The sequence below is a fragment of the Jiulongibacter sp. NS-SX5 genome (assembly GCF_052828545.1).
This window is the reverse complement of the sequence record NZ_CM128248.1, coordinates 1,034,192-1,051,791: the sequence shown is the minus strand read 5'-3', so window position 1 is coordinate 1,051,791 and position 17,600 is coordinate 1,034,192. Positions and strand designations below refer to the sequence as shown.

General features: G+C 39.0%; 17 protein-coding genes. 4 read left to right on the top strand and 13 right to left on the bottom strand.

The window, feature by feature from the left end; genetic code table 11:
- Positions 1–3 precede the first annotated feature (3 nt).
- The 3 genes from ACUXV0_RS04740 to ACUXV0_RS04730 are packed head-to-tail and all read right to left on the bottom strand — an operon-like array spanning position 4 to position 4,421.
- Positions 4–837, bottom strand: a complete 834-nt coding sequence (locus tag ACUXV0_RS04740) for an ABC transporter permease (protein ID WP_446191920.1) — start codon at positions 835–837, stop codon at positions 4–6.
- An 11-nt stretch (positions 838–848) separates the two neighbouring features.
- A complete protein-coding gene (locus ACUXV0_RS04735; RefSeq protein WP_446191919.1) occupies positions 849–1,940 on the bottom strand; it encodes a hypothetical protein in 1,092 nt (363 codons plus the stop codon).
- Between the two features lie 33 nt (positions 1,941–1,973).
- Complete coding sequence (locus ACUXV0_RS04730) at positions 1,974–4,421, bottom strand: SLBB domain-containing protein (protein WP_446191918.1); 2,448 nt, start codon at positions 4,419–4,421, stop codon at positions 1,974–1,976.
- A gap of 163 nt (positions 4,422–4,584) precedes the next feature.
- Here ACUXV0_RS04730 and ACUXV0_RS04725 point away from each other — a divergent pair, with 163 nt between their 5' ends.
- From ACUXV0_RS04725 to pheA, 3 genes are read left to right on the top strand one after another with little or no spacing between them, the layout of a single operon-like run.
- Positions 4,585–6,483: a DNA topoisomerase IV subunit B gene (locus ACUXV0_RS04725; protein ID WP_446191917.1), complete on the top strand. Its 1,899-nt coding sequence runs from the start codon at positions 4,585–4,587 to the stop codon at positions 6,481–6,483.
- A 15-nt stretch (positions 6,484–6,498) separates the two neighbouring features.
- Complete coding sequence (locus tag ACUXV0_RS04720; RefSeq protein WP_446191916.1) at positions 6,499–7,809, top strand: dicarboxylate/amino acid:cation symporter; 1,311 nt, start codon at positions 6,499–6,501, stop codon at positions 7,807–7,809.
- Between the two features lie 2 nt (positions 7,810–7,811).
- Complete coding sequence (gene pheA / locus ACUXV0_RS04715; protein ID WP_446191915.1) at positions 7,812–8,885, top strand: prephenate dehydratase; 1,074 nt, start codon at positions 7,812–7,814, stop codon at positions 8,883–8,885.
- On the opposite strand, the gene ACUXV0_RS04710 is transcribed toward pheA, so the two are convergent.
- The 10 genes from ACUXV0_RS04710 to ACUXV0_RS04665 form a co-directional block, all read right to left on the bottom strand.
- The gene (locus ACUXV0_RS04710; protein WP_446191914.1) at positions 8,882–9,808 is read right to left on the bottom strand and encodes a bifunctional riboflavin kinase/FAD synthetase; all 927 of its coding nucleotides are present in this window, start codon (positions 9,806–9,808) and stop codon (positions 8,882–8,884) included. The two genes, pheA and ACUXV0_RS04710, sit on opposite strands and share 4 nt — an antisense overlap.
- Positions 9,795–10,478 carry a tRNA pseudouridine(55) synthase TruB gene (gene truB, locus ACUXV0_RS04705; protein ID WP_446191913.1) on the bottom strand — a complete coding sequence of 228 codons (684 nt, stop codon included), beginning with the start codon at positions 10,476–10,478 and terminating at the stop codon, positions 9,795–9,797. Before truB ends, ACUXV0_RS04710 begins: the two co-directional genes overlap by 14 nt.
- Entirely contained in the window at positions 10,478–11,266 is a 789-nt protein-coding gene (locus tag ACUXV0_RS04700) for an undecaprenyl-diphosphate phosphatase (protein WP_446191912.1), read from the bottom strand. The genes truB and ACUXV0_RS04700 overlap by 1 nt, the downstream gene beginning before the upstream one ends.
- Before the next feature lie 10 nt (positions 11,267–11,276).
- Entirely contained in the window at positions 11,277–11,561 is a 285-nt protein-coding gene (locus tag ACUXV0_RS04695; RefSeq protein WP_446191911.1) for a DUF3098 domain-containing protein, read from the bottom strand.
- 11 nt (positions 11,562–11,572) lie between these two features.
- On the bottom strand, positions 11,573–12,451 hold the full coding sequence (locus ACUXV0_RS04690) for a cell division protein FtsX (protein ID WP_446191910.1): 879 nt from the start codon (positions 12,449–12,451) through the stop codon (positions 11,573–11,575).
- A gap of 92 nt (positions 12,452–12,543) precedes the next feature.
- A complete protein-coding gene (locus tag ACUXV0_RS04685) occupies positions 12,544–13,392 on the bottom strand; it encodes a lysophospholipid acyltransferase family protein (RefSeq protein WP_446191909.1) in 849 nt (282 codons plus the stop codon).
- A gap of 71 nt (positions 13,393–13,463) precedes the next feature.
- Positions 13,464–14,066 carry a bifunctional nuclease domain-containing protein gene (locus tag ACUXV0_RS04680; RefSeq protein WP_446191908.1) on the bottom strand — a complete coding sequence of 201 codons (603 nt, stop codon included), beginning with the start codon at positions 14,064–14,066 and terminating at the stop codon, positions 13,464–13,466.
- A 25-nt stretch (positions 14,067–14,091) separates the two neighbouring features.
- Positions 14,092–14,967 carry an aldose epimerase family protein gene (locus ACUXV0_RS04675; RefSeq protein WP_446191907.1) on the bottom strand — a complete coding sequence of 292 codons (876 nt, stop codon included), beginning with the start codon at positions 14,965–14,967 and terminating at the stop codon, positions 14,092–14,094.
- A 52-nt stretch (positions 14,968–15,019) separates the two neighbouring features.
- Positions 15,020–15,820, bottom strand: a complete 801-nt coding sequence (locus ACUXV0_RS04670) for a TIGR02757 family protein (protein WP_446191906.1) — start codon at positions 15,818–15,820, stop codon at positions 15,020–15,022.
- Positions 15,821–15,822: 2 nt separating this feature from the next.
- Positions 15,823–16,728 (bottom strand): LysM peptidoglycan-binding domain-containing protein, encoded by a 906-nt coding sequence (locus ACUXV0_RS04665; protein WP_446191905.1) that lies wholly within the window; start codon positions 16,726–16,728, stop codon positions 15,823–15,825.
- Between the two features lie 128 nt (positions 16,729–16,856).
- On the opposite strand from ACUXV0_RS04665, the gene kdsB reads away from it, so the two are divergent.
- Positions 16,857–17,594: a 3-deoxy-manno-octulosonate cytidylyltransferase gene (kdsB, locus tag ACUXV0_RS04660; RefSeq protein ID WP_446191904.1), complete on the top strand. Its 738-nt coding sequence runs from the start codon at positions 16,857–16,859 to the stop codon at positions 17,592–17,594.
- The last annotated feature ends 6 nt before the right edge of the window (positions 17,595–17,600 follow it).

The following is a 17,600-nucleotide window of genomic DNA, read 5'->3' as shown; positions in this document are numbered from 1 at the left end:
AGCTTAAATATAATCTACAAATGAGTTTTCATGTCTTCTGAAAAAGCGAATTGCAAAGAATACGCTGATCAAACAGAAAATCACTAATGGAATAAAACTGTCCCAATTAAATTGAGCATGTTCACCAAGGAGTGCCCACCTTAACCCATCTATGGCTCCTACAGCCGGATTTAAAACGTATAGTTTGTAGGTCCAGCTTCCTAGTACTTTGTCTGTAGTATACAGAACCGGAGATATAAACAAGCCAAAACTTAACACAAAAGGAATTAATTGACCTATATCTCGATATTTGACATTCAAAACTGCTGCGAATAAGCCGATACCTGCGGTCGCCAGATAAGCCAGGACTACAAACAATACAGTAAACACTATCTTGATTTCAGGGAAAAGACCGTAGTAAAAGCTAAAGCCAAAGAATACCACTAGACCTATCAGGAAGTCTAGCAAACCCAAGAAAAACGAACTAAAAGGAATGATAATTCTGGGAAAGAAGACCTTAGCCACCATATTTCCGTTGGTTACAATACTCATACTGATGTTCAGCAAAGACTGCGAGAAAAATAACCAAAGTATGGTACCAGGTAGAATAACAAGAATATATGGGATGTCTGAATTGGCTCCCAAATTTCCGATTTTGTTGACCCCAAATACATAAACCAAAGAGGAGATTAATGGACGTAAGATACTCCATAAAACCCCAAAGATGGTTTGTTTATACCTTACCATTATATCTCTTTTGGCTAGAATCCAAAAGAGTTCTCTGTAGTCAAAAACCTCTTTCCAGTAGTCAATGAAAGATGGTTTAGATGTAATTACTCTTACTTTTTCGCTTTTCAATTCACAAGGCTTTAAGACTTCATGATTGACTTGTAGCTGTCAATCACAATAAGTGCTACTATAGTTAGAACAAGAGCCGCAAGACTAGTCAGTTTAATATCTAGGCCTTCTCTAACATAATCTTTTTCTAAAGGTAGTCTGGTTTCTTCTACAATTGTAAAGATAGGAGTTTGTTCCAAAATAAGTCTTTCCAGGTTTTCGATAGTGTTCAGCTGAGCCACATACTGGTTAGACAGGAAGTTTGACTTTCTGTTAGCCTGAGTTTCCTGCATTCTACCCCTTGGGTCAATAAAATTAGGGTTTTGAAGAGCTAGCTGGGCTGTTCTACTGTCAGAAGACAATAGATCAGATTCGAGTTTTTTTAACCTTTTTTCTTGAATCTCTAGGAGCTCTCTTGTCTTCTTTGTCTTCATCTCTACGTAAAACTCCTGAGTGGTTTCCAGAACAGTTTCTACCCACTTTTTAGTCAGTTTTTCGTTTGAAAGAAGCGACTGCAAAACCATGATACTGTTTGTTCCTTTGGCTACATCAAGAAGAGTGTTCTCTCTCAGCTTTTCGTAGATGGTATTAATGATCTGGTTTTCAAGAACTGTAAAGTCTCTTGGATCTTTTTTCTCAAAGGTGTAATCGATAGCTGCTGTAAAAGGTTTGTGAAATAAATCTCCTCCCCATTCTTTTTCAGAAATATCACTGCTATCCGCCACATAATTGATCATAAGAAGCGTATCTCCATCTACTTCAACTTCTTTCATCAAAGCTCTTTCAATGACTGCTCTAGACCTCACGATAGTAGGAAAGTTCTGACTAGAGAAGAGTTCTCCACTTGATCCTCCGGAATTGCCCATTAAACCTAGTGAACTTGCTAACCCTCCAAGCTGACTTGATTGTGAGCTGCCGCCTAATTCAAGGTTGAAAATAATTACACTTCTATAGTTGAATTCTTCCTCAACTAATATGTCATTCACTAGACCCAAACATGCTCCAATTAACAAAGCAGCCGTCCATACTTTCCATTTTCTAAAAAGAAGTCTGAAAATACTAAAGACTTTAGTTAAAAGCTCTTTGGTAGAAATCTGTGAGTCTATTTTACTTTTCGTTTCCATTAAATAGGATAACTTTCTTACTTAATTTTCTAATTAATCTGCGGCAGGAGTATTCAATCTCACCAAACTGTAGATAGTGAATACTGTACCCAATGTAGCACTAAGAGTTCCTAAAATATTTCCAAAGGCAGTAAGTTGTTCAGCTCCATTTTGAGCTTTCTGAGGAATAATGATTTCAGAACCAGGTTGAACTTTTGGATAAATATTGAACACGAGGAATTTACGGGTTCGGTCAATTGAACCGTTCGGGTATCTCACGTATGATTTACGTTTGAAAGATTGTTTAGTAAATCCTCCGGCACCTGTGATATAATCTGTAAAGTTGTTTTTACTTGAAAATTTCACACTGGTAGGATACAATACCTCACCCTGAACTCTAACTGTTTCTAAGGCTTGAGGAATTCTAATGATATCACCGTCTCTCAAGATAAGATCTTCATCAGATCCTGGTCTTCTAAGGATTTTCGCTAAATCTATACCAATGGATTCCTCAATAGTTTCCTCCACTTCTTCAAGTTCCAAGACCTGACTATCATCAGCTGCTCCTGCAAGGTCTTCATAAGCCTGTCGTCTTTGTTCAAGCTCTACTTCGCTTAATTCTATGGTTCTAATCAATGTAGCACCCGGAATGTAAGCCTGAAGTGTAATTCCACCAGCTCTTTTAAGAACATCACTTATTCTTTCCTCTTTACTCTCAATACCATATTTAGCAGGGTAGAACACTTCTCCCTGAAGCTCCACGAACTTCTGTTCTTCATAGTTTGGAGACCTTCTTACAAAAATTTCATCGTAGGGTTCTAGGGTTACATTGCTTCTTCCGCTAACTACCTCAAGATCCGGAGAAACCATCAAGTTGATAATTTCTGAGATTTGAGCATTTGCCTTTGAAACATCCACGTTTTTCTTTCTTCTAACAATCTCTACTCTGGTAAGGCTGGCAGCTTCTGTAAGCCCCCCTACACGAGCTAGGACGTCTTCCAAGGTCATATTACGTGCAAAAGGTATCTCAACTCCCTCTTCGGCATCCTCATTATTGATAGCTCCTGAAATACGAATGAATGACTCTTCGTAGAGATCAAACTTAGAAGGTACCATCACTATGTCTTCTCTTTTGAGTTCTACATCCTCAGCTTCCCCATTGAGAATATCACGGTAGTTTACAGAGATATTTGAGGTGGTCAGGTCATCATTAGTTCTAATAATTGAGACTCTACCTATCAAAGCATCAGGGAGTAATCCTTCAGCGTTTTGGATTAAAGACTTTAATGTCTGATTGCTGTTCACAGAATATTCACCAGGTCTGTATACTGCACCTTCAAGCGAAACAAGGTTGGTATATCTATCAATGACTTCAGCAACAGTTAAAGAGTCGCCGCTTTTGATAATGAAGGCTTCAAAGTCATTACTCACCACGTCCAATATCTCTTTTTCACGAGGTGTGTTACGATAAATCTTAACACGGTGGGTATACGCTTTCGGAGAGAAGCCTCCTCCATAAGCAATTAGGTCTGAAAGCTTTTCGCCGTCTTTCGTTTCAAAAAAACCTTTACGTTTCATTTGACCTGATATTGCAACTCTGTTTTTGAAAGGGGGAACCTGAATCACATCCTGATCCATTAGAAGGCGATTCTCATTGGAAAAGCCTTTGACCAAAACATCATAAAGATCTAGCGTGGCGATTACTGCATTGTCTCTGACAAGTCTTACTTCTCTAAATGAACCTACTTCACTCGGTCCACCTGCTCTATATAAGGCATTCAAAATGGTATTGAGTGAGCTCATTGTGTAAGTACCAGGGGCAATCACCTCACCAGTGATATTTACCTTAATACTTCTTACGTCTCCCAGGCTTACTCTCATTTTAGTAGAGCCATTTGAGAAACCGTAAGTGGTTTTGGCCAAAGCGTTCTTAATATTGTTTTTGGCCTCTTCAAAAGGCAGACCACCCACTTTAATTGCCCCTGCTCGATTCAATGTAATGTATCCGTCGGCGTCTACAATTACTTCTTGCTGAGACTGCGTGTAGGAACCATAAATGTCAACTATGACATGGTCATTGGCTCCCAAAACGTAGTTGTTAGGGGTAGGAATGTTTAAAACAGAGTTAGGGTCGAATGTTCTGCCGTTAAATAGCTTGTAGCCAAAGATTTTTCTTCTTAATTCTTCTAGTTCAAGGTCTTCTGTTTCCTGCTCCTCCAGAGCCACTCTTACAGAGTCCTCATGAGTCATTTCCAGTTCCTCTATTTCTGTTGTTTCTACCGTACGAGCCCCATCACCAGCAGGGATCATACCCGGGGTTGTTGTTGGAGTATTTTGCGTCGGTATACCATTAGGATATCCTGGTATTGTACCTTGAGGGAAATTCTGCGGGTAACCAGCGGGTAGCTGAGCTAAGACAGAAATTGTGGAAAAAGTGCAGATCAATAAGGCAATTAGAACTTTCGGGAGTCGAACTGAATTCCTAACTTTGGACAGTTTCATAGAAAGACTTTTATATAAACTTTAAACCTGTTTAGGCTTTGTTTTAGTACTATTTGCGTGCAAAATAACAGAACATTTTCGGTTTTGAGAAATTGCTCTTCATTTTAAATATTTTTACAAAATCAGACTGTACTGCTAAGATCCTAAACCTTTTGAATGAACAATGAGTGAGCCTCAATATAACGAAGACAGTATCCGGTCACTAGACTGGAAAGAACACATTAGATTAAGACCAGGTATGTATATCGGAAAGCTAGGCGATGGTGCCTCAGCTGATGACGGTATTTACGTATTGCTGAAAGAAGTCGTCGATAATAGTATAGATGAGTTTGCCATGGGGCATGGAAAAAACATCAATATTACTATCGCCGATGACGGTAGAGTTAAAGTACGTGACTTTGGTAGAGGGATTCCACTGGGAAAGGTAGTCGATGTGGTATCTAAGATAAATACGGGTGCCAAGTATGATAGTAAGGCCTTTCAGAAGTCTGTAGGTCTGAATGGTGTAGGTACAAAAGCGGTAAACGCTCTTTCAACTTACTTTAAAGTACAAGCATTCAGAGAAGGTAAGTCTGCATGGGCTGAGTTTGAAAAAGGAGAGGTAACCAACCAATCGAAAAAAGATGAAGACACCACTGAGAAGAACGGAACTCTAATTGAGTTTGTGCCAGACAATACGGTGTTCAAGAAGTATCATTATATTCCTCAATATGTTGAGAATCTTATCTGGAATTACTGTTATCTAAATTCCGGTTTGACGATCAATTTTAACCGTAAAAAATACTTCTCAAAAGATGGTTTACTAGACTTGCTGTCAAGAAAAACGGATGAGGAGACTATTCGTTACCCCATCATTCATCTAAAAGGAGAGGACATAGAATTGGCCATGACGCATGGCAATCAATATGGTGAAGAGTATTTTTCATTTGTCAATGGACAAAATACAACTCAGGGTGGGACACACCTGTCAGCATTCAAAGAGGCAATTGTAAAAACAGTGAGAGATCACTTCGGTAAAGATTATGCTGCCGAGGATGTGCGAGCATCAGTAACAGGTGCTATTGCCATTCGTGTGCAGGAACCTGTTTTTGAATCCCAAACAAAAACTAAGCTTGGTTCGGTCAATATTGCACCAGACGAAAACTCTCAGACTGTAAGGTCATTTATCAACGACTTTATCAAAGAACATTTGGATAATTACCTCCATATGAATCCTGAGACTAAGGATGCTTTGAAAAAAAGAATAGAACAGTCTGAAAGAGAAAGGAAAGAGCTGGCTGGTGTAAAGAAATTAGCCAATGAAAGAGCTAAAAAAGCCAACCTTCACAATAAGAAGCTGAGAGATTGCAAGTATCATCTAACAGATCAGAAGTTTGAGGGGCGATTAGATACAACTCTCTTTATTACTGAAGGTGATTCTGCCTCCGGCTCAATAACCAAAGCCCGTAATCCGGAAACACAGGCCGTTTTTAGCTTAAGAGGTAAGCCATTGAACTGCTTTGGGCTGTCAAAGAAAGTAGTTTATGAAAATGAAGAGTTCAATTTACTTCAACATGCTCTTGATATTGAAGCAGGAATGGAAGGGCTTCGCTATAATCAGGTGGTAATCGCCACTGATGCCGATGTAGATGGCTCACACATTCGTCTTTTATTGCTAACATTCTTTCTCCAGTTTTTCCCGGATATTGTACGAGAAGGACACTTGTTTATTCTTCAAACCCCACTATTTAGGGTAAGAAATAAGAAAAGAACAATTTATTGCTACTCTGATGAAGAGCGTCAGAATGCCATTAAAGATTTGGGTGGAAAACCGGAAATTACTCGTTTCAAAGGACTTGGAGAGATTTCTCCCAACGAGTTCGAAGAATTTATTGGAGAAGACATTCGATTAGATCCTGTTATTCTTGAAAAAGAATCTTCTGTGTCAAAAATTTTAGGTTACTTTATGGGCAAGAATACGCCAGAAAGGCAGAAGTTTATTATAGAAAACCTAAAAATTGAAAAAGATGTAGTAGATGAAGACGGGAAAGCTATAGAAGAGCCCGCTGAAGAAGCTGCATAGTAATCAACAAATTATATGAAGAAGCTAGCTCTGCATTGGCAGATAATCATTGGTATGGTGGCCGGTGTACTTTTTGGTGCCCTGATGTTGAAAATTGACGGAGGAAAGGAATTCGCGGTTGATTGGATCAAACCATTTGGCACACTATTTATCAATTCTTTAAAGCTTATTGCTATTCCTTTAATTGTAGCTTCTCTTATAAAAGGAGTATCTGATCTGAATGATATCAGTCAATTATCAAAAATGGGTACCAGAACTATCGGTATCTATCTAATTACGACCGTAATAGCGATAAGTGTTGGTCTTTTGATGGTCAACCTCATTCAGCCTGGTGGATTCATTGAGGAAGCTACGCGTACTAATATGATGGAGAGTTTCTCCAATGAAGCAGGTAGCCGAATTGCTTCGGCGGCAGAGACCAAAGAAAGAGGACCTTTGGCAGCCTTGGTAGATATCATTCCAGATAATATCATTGGAGCCATGTCATCAAATGGCAATATGCTTCAAGTGATTTTCTTTGTTATCTTTTTTGGTGTAGGTATCATTTTGATAGAACCTGAGAAATCTAAGCCCGTTAAAGATTTCTTTGATGGCCTTAACGAGGTCATCCTGAAAATGATTGACCTAATTATGCTCACTGCACCTTTTGGCGTTTTCGCCCTTTTGGTAGCCTTGGTAGTAGAGGCCCCATCTGCTGATGTATTCTTAGCTCTAGGAGCCTATGCCATCACAGTGGTAATTGGTCTGGCCTTTATGTTGTTTGTACTTTACCCAACGGCTGTGAAGTTATTCATGGGAATGAATTACAAGACATTTTTGAATGGAATCTCTCCAGCTCAGCTTTTGGCATTTTCCACCAGTTCAAGTGCAGCCACCTTGCCAGTCACCATGGAAAGGGTAGAGGAGCATTTAGGGGTAGAGAAAGATGTAACTTCTTTCGTACTTCCTGTAGGAGCTACCATAAATATGGATGGTACCAGCCTTTATCAAGGTGTTGCGGCAGTTTTTATAGCTCAGGTTTTTGGCAATGACCTTACTCTGGGTGATCAATTGGCCATAGTTCTAACGGCAACCTTGGCTTCAATCGGTACTGCAGCAGTTCCTGGAGCAGGAATTTTGATGCTTGTGATAGTTTTAGAGTCAATTGGTGTGAATCCGGCGGGAATTGCTCTTATTTTTGCGGTGGATAGACCACTAGATATGATCAGGACTTCGGTCAATGTTACCAGTGATGCCACAGTAGCACTTCTGGTAGGTAAGAGTCTTGGCAAAATACACGATCCTCAGGTTAAAAACTGGGACGATCATTATAAACCAAAGGAATAACAGTGAACTTAGACGATCTAAGAAAGGGAATAGACAATATTGATAGTCAACTGCTCAAACTTCTTAATGAGCGAATGGACTTGGTAAAGAAAGTTGGCGACCTGAAAAGAGTAACCAAAACAGTCATTTACCGCCCCGAAAGAGAAAAAGAGATAATAGGTCGTCTGAGTAAAGAAAGTAGTGGTATTCTTGATAGCAAGGCTATCGAGGCCATTTTTCTTGAAATATTTGCAACAGCCAGAAACATAGAATTACCTGAGAAAGTGGCTTATTTGGGGCCAGAAGGTAGTTTTACGCATCAAGCTGCCGAAAGTAGATTTGGAGCTTTAAGTGAGTACATCATGCTCCCCTCTATCAAATCTGTTTTTGAGGCTGTTGATACAGAGCGAACCAGGTTTGGGGTCATTCCGATAGAGAATAATCAGGCTGGAATCGTATATGAGACCATTGATTTGCTCAATGAAATGGATGTCAGTATCGTTGCAGAATTAAAGCTACCTATTCATTTTGCTTTTGCTTCGGTTGCCGATCAGTTGACCGATATCAAAAGAATTTATTCTAAAGATATTGCTTTCAGACAGTGTCGCGGTTTCCTGAATAAGTACTTTGAGCAGCAAGAATTAGAGGAAATTCAGGTTGAATCTACATCTAAAGCTGCGAGGTTGGCTTTTGAAGACCCAGAAAGTGCTGCCATTTGTTCAGAAATAGCGGCTAAGCTATTTGGTTTACCAATGGTGTTTCAGAATATTGAGGACAACAGCAATAATAGAACCCGTTTCTTCATTTTGGCAAAGCAATTTGAGAATCAAAAAAGCGGTGATGATAAAACCACAATGATTGCTCGATTGCCTCATACTGAGAATCCTGGGGTTCTAGCTGACTTCCTGAATGATTTTAAGGATCAGGGAATTAACATTACCAAAATAGAAAGTAGACCTTATAAAGGCAGCGAGGAATTTAATTTCTGGTTCTTCCTGGAAGCTAGCGGCCATCAAAACGATGACAATATGAGTGAGGTGATCTCAAAACACCAGCAACATATTAAGGTGTTGGGTAGCTACGTGAAAAACATTTAAGCCAGAATAGTTCTGGCTTTTTCGCAATCAGAATTGATTTGCTTGATAAGGCTTTCTACGCCATCAAACTTTTGTTCGTCACGAATGAAATCAATGATTTCTACTTTGAGTGTTTCACCGTAGATATCATCATCAAAATCAAGGATATGCACTTCTTGTGTAATTCCTTTGCCGTCAACTGTTGGTCTTTCTCCTATGTTCATAACCCCATTAAGTTCAGAGTTTCTCAGATATACTCTAACTGCGTATACACCGTTGGCCGGAATAAGCTTGTATTTCTTGGCCACATGTACGTTTGCGGTGGGGAAACCAATGGTTCTACCCAATTGACGTCCTTTTTTTACCAAACCTTCAAAAGAATAGGGTCTTCCCAGAAGTCCGTTGGCAGTTTTGACATCACCACTAATTAAGGCCTCTCTGATTTTGGTAGAGCTTATAGTAAGGCTTTCGATTTCCTGTCGAGGAATTTCCACCAGATCGATTTTAAATCTGTTCGCATTTCGCTGTAAATAATCAAAACCGCCTTCACGGTTTTTACCGAATCGGTGGTCATAGCCTATTACTAAAGTTTGTGTACCGATTCCTGAAATCAGTATGTCTTCCACATACTTCTCTGAGCTTAATTCTGAAAATTCTCGAGTGAAAGGAAGGACTACAAGATGATCTACACCTAAATTTTCTAGCAGTTCTATTTTCTCATCCAGAGTACTCAGAAGCTTTATTTTCTGACTATTCGGTGATACGATTAATCTGGGATGTGGCCAGAATGTCAATACCACGCTTTCACCACCGGTTTTGGCGGCGGTTTCTTTCAGCATGGAGATTATCTTGTGATGCCCGAGGTGAGCACCATCAAAAGTACCACTGGTTACCACAGCGTTTTTTAAAGTGGTAAACTCTTTAATACTTCTATAAACTTTCACGAATGTCTTTGATTTTATCAGCCAGAGAAATTACATCTTCAGCGTCTTTAACATCGAACTCACCGATTCTGGTTCTTCTCAGCTCACTCATGTAGGCACCACTCTCAAGCTTTTTACCAAAATCACTTACCAAGCTTCTGATATAAGTGCCTTTGCTACATACCACTCTAAAAGCTATTTCAGGGAAATTAGAAACGTCAATTTCAAATTCGGTTATTTGAATTACCCGACTTTTTAGTTTGATGTCTTCGCCTTTTCTGGCAGCCTCATAGGCTCTTTTACCTTTTACTTTGATGGCAGAGTGAATTGGCGGGGTTTGTTCAATATCTCCAATAAATGCTTTTCTGGCTTCTTCCAGTTGTTCTTTGGTGATGTGATCTGTTGGGTATTCAGCGTCAAACTCTGTTTCCAAATCTATCGAAGGGGTGGTTTTTCCTAAAACCAGTTTGCCGGTATATTCTTTTTCCTGTGCTTGAAAGCTTTCAATCTGCTTTGTTTTTCTACCAATACACAGAATAAGAAGCCCGGTGGCCAACGGATCTAAAGTACCTGCATGTCCTACCTTTTTAAATTTACCGGAGTATCTAATTTTATTGACAACATCAAATGAAGTCCATTCTAATGGTTTGTCAACTAATACTACACAGCCTTGTTCGTCGAAATAATTCATTAAACGCTTAAATCGTAGCCTAATGCTACCAGCAATAAGATGATTAGACCTACGGCAATTCTATAATAACCAAATACCTTGAAGCCGTATTTCTGTAAGTACCCTATAAAGAATTTAATAGCCGCTAGAGCCACTAAAAAGGCCACGGCGTTACCTATCAATAGAAGTTTAACCTGTTCTCCGGAGAAGCTCAAATTGCCATCCATATAGCCTTTTAGCATCTTATATGCCGATGCCGCAAACATGGTAGGTACAGCAAGGAAGAAAGAGAATTCAGCACTGGATTTACGGGTCAATCCTTGGGTCATTCCTCCGATTATAGAGGCTGCAGATCTGGAAACCCCGGGTATCATGGCAATACATTGGAAAAAACCAATTTTCAATGCCGTCATGTATGAAACGTCGTCATGTTGAGGTTTGTCCTCAAAAACTTTATCAATGAAGATCAGGACAATTCCACCAAACACAAGCATCACAGCTACCACAATCACGCTCTCAAGAAGCATATCGATGTAGTCATTTAATAGCAGACCAATGATTGCTGCAGGAATGAAGGCTACCAATAGTTTGTAGTAGAACTCTAAAGATTGTAAAAAGCGTTTCCAATATAATACCAGCACAGATAGAATGGCTCCAAATTGAATTTGAACCTCAAAAATCTTGGTAAAGTCATCTTGATCAATGCCCATAAACGAGGAGGCAATGATCATATGACCAGTAGAGCTTATAGGAAGGTACTCCGTTATCCCTTCAATAATGGCCAGGATAATGGCTTGAATTACGTTCATATCTTATTGATCAGGCTTTTTTCTTAAGAATGGCGTAAAGCTCAATCATGAAACCGAGGAAAACGACTATAGGACCAAGAGTTAAGCCCAAAAAGCCAAAACCAAATTCTTCTTTGTCTTGAGTCATAATGAAGAAACCAATGACGATTATCGCAATACCGATAAGCATAAAGCGATAATTGGTTTTACCAAAAGCAAGCTCAGATGACTTATCTGCTAATGGTTTAGCAGAAACTTTAACTTCAGGTTCAGCCACTTTTGGCTTATCTGCTGCTTTTCTATTTTTCTTTGACATAATTCTAATTATTAATAAAGATCATCCAGATCTACATTTAAATATCTACTAATAGATTGATAGGTACTTACCACTCCAATCATCGGGCCGAGAACTATCAAGATGACTAGCACCACGGTCATGAGTCCATTATTTTGAATCAAACTCAGTCCTTCCACCTGTTTCATGGCCAACTGCTGAGTAATAATGATTAATGCCGAAGATATAACACCGGCTATCAAGCCTTGAATAAGCCCTTTTGTAATGAAAGGTTTTTGAACGAAACCGTTGGTAGCACCTACCAACTGCATAGTTCTGATAATAAACCGTTGAGAGTAAAGAGCAAGCTTAATGGTATTATTAATCAACAATATGGTGGCCACCAAGAATATAAGTACAATAGCTGAGAGAATCAGGTAGGCCTTATTGGCGTTTTCGGTAATACCATTGACGAAGTCCTTGGCGTAATCTACCTCATAAATTCCGGGGATTATCTCTACTTTTTTCTTGAAAAGAGCCAGCTGGCCTTCGCTTAAAATTTCTTCTTTCACCTTTAAGGTAAAGGCATCACGAAAAGGGTTATCTCCTAAAATGTCTTTGTAATCTTCATTAGTTTCAGCCAGAAAAGCTTCGGCTGCACTTTCAGCAGAAATAAATTCTACTGTTTCTTCACTAGAATTGGTTTCCAGCTCAGGCAATGATTTGAGAACTCTTTGAAGGGAATCTTTAGTGGTTTGATTCAGGTCATGCTCCAGATATACCTGAACCTCTATGTTTTGTTTCACATATTTGATCAACTCTTTAGAAGAAAGAGCCACCCAGCCACAAAAACCAATTAGAAAAAGAGCAACAGTAAGACTCGCTGTAATCAGGATGCCCGGGTAACTGCCTAGTTTCTTATTTGACTTCATGGAAACGAAACGAATAACTTTAATTTACTGGCTTGTGCCAATAGGGACAAAGATAAGTTTATCCTTATAATCTCACGTGTATTTAGTGTTTTTTAAGAGTTAGAGTTCTCTTCTCTCCATTCTGCAATATTCTCAGGAATATTCTGCTCAATAATGTCAGAAACAATCTCTACAATTTCTTCAAGAGATTGATTATCATTAAAATAGATGGGTTGCTTAAACCTTACTTTAAGATTTGTATTTCTCTTTTTATAGCTCAGACCAGTTTTATTGAATGCTCTCCTGAAGCCATCGATTACCACCGGGACCACTATGGGCTTATTATGTTTGATGATATGTGCCGTTCCTTTTCTTATGGGGGCATAAGGGCTGGTAGTTCCTTGCGGAAATGTTACTACCCAGCCAAAGTTTAGTCCTTGCTCTACATTTTCACCAGCCGAAGAGTCTACGTCTCTTTTGATATTTTCTCCTTTGGCTCGCCATGACCTTTCTACCAAAATTGCTCCTGCCATGCTAAATACCTTCGGCAGGAATCCGGATTTCATGGTTTCTTTCGCAGCTACATAATAAGATTTGGCTCTTGGTATACATAGATAGAAGGGGTAGATTTTCTTGAACATTCCCCATTTTGCTCCGCAAAAGATATGATAGAAGGTTATTACATCAGCGAAATAGGTCTGATGGTTTGAGATAAAAAGGACATTGGTGTTAGGAAGGTCTTTTAGATGCTCTCCACCTTCAATTTTTAGCTTATTTGCTACGGCAATACGCCAATAAGTGGGCCAACCTGAGACAAAAATGATGATCCTTTTAATGAACATCGAATTTCCCCAAGGATCAAATTGGAAAAGGCCAAGAATATCCAAATATGCCAAAAATCTTTTCCAGCCAGTCAAATGTGGCGGAGGAGAAGGCATAAAGTTCTTGAGAATATTCAGCATACGCTGCAATATGAAAGGTTAGGATTAAGGTTTTGACAAGATAATAAAATCAAATTGAAACAGACAGAATCTTAGTTTCTGCTCTCAATTTCATCTCTGATTTTAGCTGCCTGCTCGTATTCTTCGCTTTCAAGAGCGGCATCTAGCATCTTTTTAAGTTCTGTGATGCTGATTTCAGATAAAGGTCTTTCGCTTTTACCACCAGAAACTTTGACAGAGACCTTTTTTGAAGGTTTCTCTTCTTTCTCGGTATCACCCACCAAATCAGACGTACTAACGCCAGCATTGTCCAAAACTTTTTGGACGCAGTAGATAGGAGCTTTGAAACGAAGTGCAATAGCAATAGCATCTGACGGCCTGGCATCTATGTTCTTTTGTCTGATTCCGTCAGAACAAATGATCTTTGCAAAGAACACTCCTTCGTCAATATCCGTTATTAAAACTTCTTCAACAGTATAATCAAAAGAGTGAGCAAAAGAAGTGAACAAATCATGGGTTAAAGGCCGCTTAGATTTAATATTTTCAAGTTCAATAGCAATAGCCTGAGCCTCAAACATCCCAATAATAATCGGTAATCTTAAGTCGCCATTTTCTTCGCCTAAAACCAAGGTGAAAGAACCCGCCTGCACCTGACTAGGCGAAATGTCTAATATTTCAAGTTTAGATTTATCCACTAATTACAAATATAGATACTCAGTCTTAGCCTTCCAGACTAACACTCATTTCATATTTAATTTTTTTGCCCGGTTTTAAGATAACTAACCCTTCTTCGTTATTGAAGGCATTTGTATTGCATGATTGGGGTTCTATTGCAATACAATCTCTGGAAGCCGGGGTATAAAGAACGAAATAATTCAATTTGGACTTACCCGCCTTCTGACTTACAATAAGTTTCTTTTTCTTATATCGTACCTCAATAGAAACCTCTTGTGCTGAATCCACATCGGCTATTCTGAATACGTTATCAAGAATATTGTTTTTCAACGGAATAACTCCAGCTCTTTCGGTCTCAAATTCTCCGGTTGGGATATAACGATCACTCAACTCCATTTTTTCTCTACGAGGAGCTTTAACTGTCATTTCTCCAATAGGTTCTGAGCCAAAACCAAAATAGGGATGCCAGGCAAAACCAACGGGCATATTGTTTTCTCCGGTATTTTCTCCCTCAGCCTTTACGCTTAACTTGTTCGAGCTCAAAGAAAACTCTACCGTAAACGTAAAAGGAAAAGGATAGCCTTCATGCTGACCATTATAGCTATACTGCAACTTCGCCTTCTTGTCAGATTGCTCTAAAACCTCAAAATTCTCAAAAGCTACAAAGCCATGAATGGCATTATTGCTATCTGTATCGTTCAGATCCAGGGAGTATTCTTTCCCTTCAAAGACATAACGTCCATCTCTGATTCTATTGGGGAACGGGAACAGAAAAGCCGAAGGGTAACCCTTTTTAGGATCATCTTCCTTTAAAGGGTATTTGATAAGGTCCTCATTGCCAAGTGTTAAGTGGCTTAAAGTAGCTCCTGTTAATTCAATGATAGCTTGATTGCCGTCTTTACCTGTAAGTGTCAGATTCAACCTTTTAAATTTTGTGCGTCGCAAAAATAGCCATTATCCTGAGATATAAGGCCTAGAACCTTTTGAATTCAAACTTATCAAAAAACTTTTCTATCCCCAGCCCGAATAATGCAAAGTCATATTTGACCGGATCTTCAGAATCATAGGCTTTAAGATTTTCAGTTATTTCAACGGCCATCTTCCAATTTGGTTTGGTTTCTTGAGTCAGGCCAAGAATTTTGGCAGTTCGCTCCACATGCACATCACAAGGGCAGATGAGCTGACTGGGTTTGATTGAGTCCCACAATCCAAAGTCAACGCCTTTATCATCTTTTCTAACCATCCACCTCAGGTACATATTGATGCGTTTACAAGCCGAATTTGATAGAGGAGAGGCGATATGCTTTTTAGTTCTTTGCGGTGCAAAATCCAATTCAAAAAATAGCTCTTTGAAATTTATGAGCCCCTTTTCGATTGTACTATCGGTAAGTGAAATCCCTTTGCTGAATGCACCTTCCAGACCATTATGATTCGTATAAATATGTTTTATGGCCTCTATAAAATAGAGAGTATCAATATCATTGAAGGTACGATGCTTGAATTCTAGTAAGGGTCTGAGGTCCTGATCAGAGTGATGTAGAATGAAATTGTGAGGAGCATTGTCCATCATATTGAACAATTCTTTGCATTTCTTTATGATGGTTTTTCTCTGACCCCAGGCCAAAATGGAAGCGATGAATCCAGCTATTTCAATGTCTTCTTTTTTTGAAAACATATGAGGAATAGATATTGGATCATCTTCTATAAAACCAGGCTGATTAAACTTGATATACTTCTCTTCAATTAAATCAAAAACAGCCTGACTAAACTTCACTCTTAGGAGTTTGGAGGTAAATAATACGTCACCTTTGCTCTTATTCTGATATCCTTAGGATTTAACCTGTAAAAGGCCTCAGGTGATAGTCTAACGAGGATATTTTCGTTATTGCCGGTCTCCGGTAATTTCCCGATAACTTTTACTATCACTTGATTTTTGGTTGCCTCATTTTGCACCACCATCAATGATCCTAAAGGAGCTGTTTTGTGCAATGCCAGAAGTTTTGAGCTGTTTGTTCTGGAGGAAGAAATAACCTCTGCAATTCCGTGTTCAGAGATAGATTCACCACGAGGGGCATTAGGTACAACCACGCTCGTTGGAATAATATCAGGAGTCAAGTTTGGCGGATAAAGAGTCCTTGAAGCCGCATCGTAATGATCTGAAGTCGTTTTAACACGAATAGGCTGACCCACGCTTATGCTATTATCTGCCAGATTATTCATGGCTTTGATTTCATCTATACTCGCTCCATATATTTGACTAATACTGAAAAGTGTTTGACCAGGCTGCACTTTATGAATAGTTATCATTCTTTTAGCCTTCTCTTCTTTCGGAGCTTCTGGCTCAGATACTTCATTGACTTCCCTGACACTCCGACCTTCATTTACAGATTTCTCTTCTTCTATAATAACAACCCTCTCTGTTTTGCCTGGGAATTTTATGATTTGCTTAACCTTCAAATTATGACCACCGTTAAGCTGAGGGTTTAGCTTGTGAAATTCGCTAGCTGTACAGTCGTAAGCACGCAATAAACTGTATAAAGTTTCTTTCGGCTTTACTTCATGATGTATAACAGAACTTGAGACTGTGGTTCTGGTTACTAGTGAATCTGTTATCGTTGTTTGAAAAGCATTAGCATTGATGATCAACAACGACAGAATGGCGGTGATAGCTATCGTTTTCATTATTTGTATGTATTAGGAAAGTATGTAAACAAATGTAGTCATTTTTCGGCCTTTGTATAGCTTTTTGAGTTAAAATCTGTCTCGGTGTTAATTGTTAACTAGTTTTGTCAAATGAAAATTTTACTGAAGTGAAAATACTCGGAGTTATACCTGCAAGGTTTGCATCATCTCGTTTCCCCGGAAAACCGCTGATCAATATAAATGGCAAAACTATGATTCAGCGAGTTTATGAACAGGCTTTGAAGTCTAAAAAACTCACGAAGGTTATTGTGGCCACGGATGATGAACGTATCAAAAAAGTAATTGATGGCCTGGGAGGTGAATGCTTTATGACTGATGCTGCCCATGAATCCGGTACTGAACGTGTAGCTGATGCCTATGCACAATTAAAGGAAGAGTATGACTATATTCTTAATATTCAGGGAGATGAGCCTTTTATTGAACCTTCAGTAATTGATGATTTGTGTGACCTTCTTGATTATAAAACGGAGATCGGCACCGCAGTAAAAAAGATAGATGACTACGATACATTGAGGAGTCCAAATGTGGTAAAAGTAGTCTTGACCATGAGAAAGCAAGCTTTATATTTTTCAAGGCAGGTAATCCCTTATGTTAGAGAGGTTAACAGTGATCAATGGCTCGAAAACTCAGATTTTTATAAACATATTGGAATCTACGCTTACAGATCAGACGTACTTCAGCAGATAGTAAAATTGCCTGTAAACGTGCTCGAGAGCACCGAGAAGCTTGAACAGCTCCGATGGATTGGCTATGGTTATCAGATAATGACCATAGAAACCGAACACGAAAGTTTCGGAATAGACACTCCGGAGGATCTGGAAAAGGTATTCAACAACAATAAATAGCTTTTA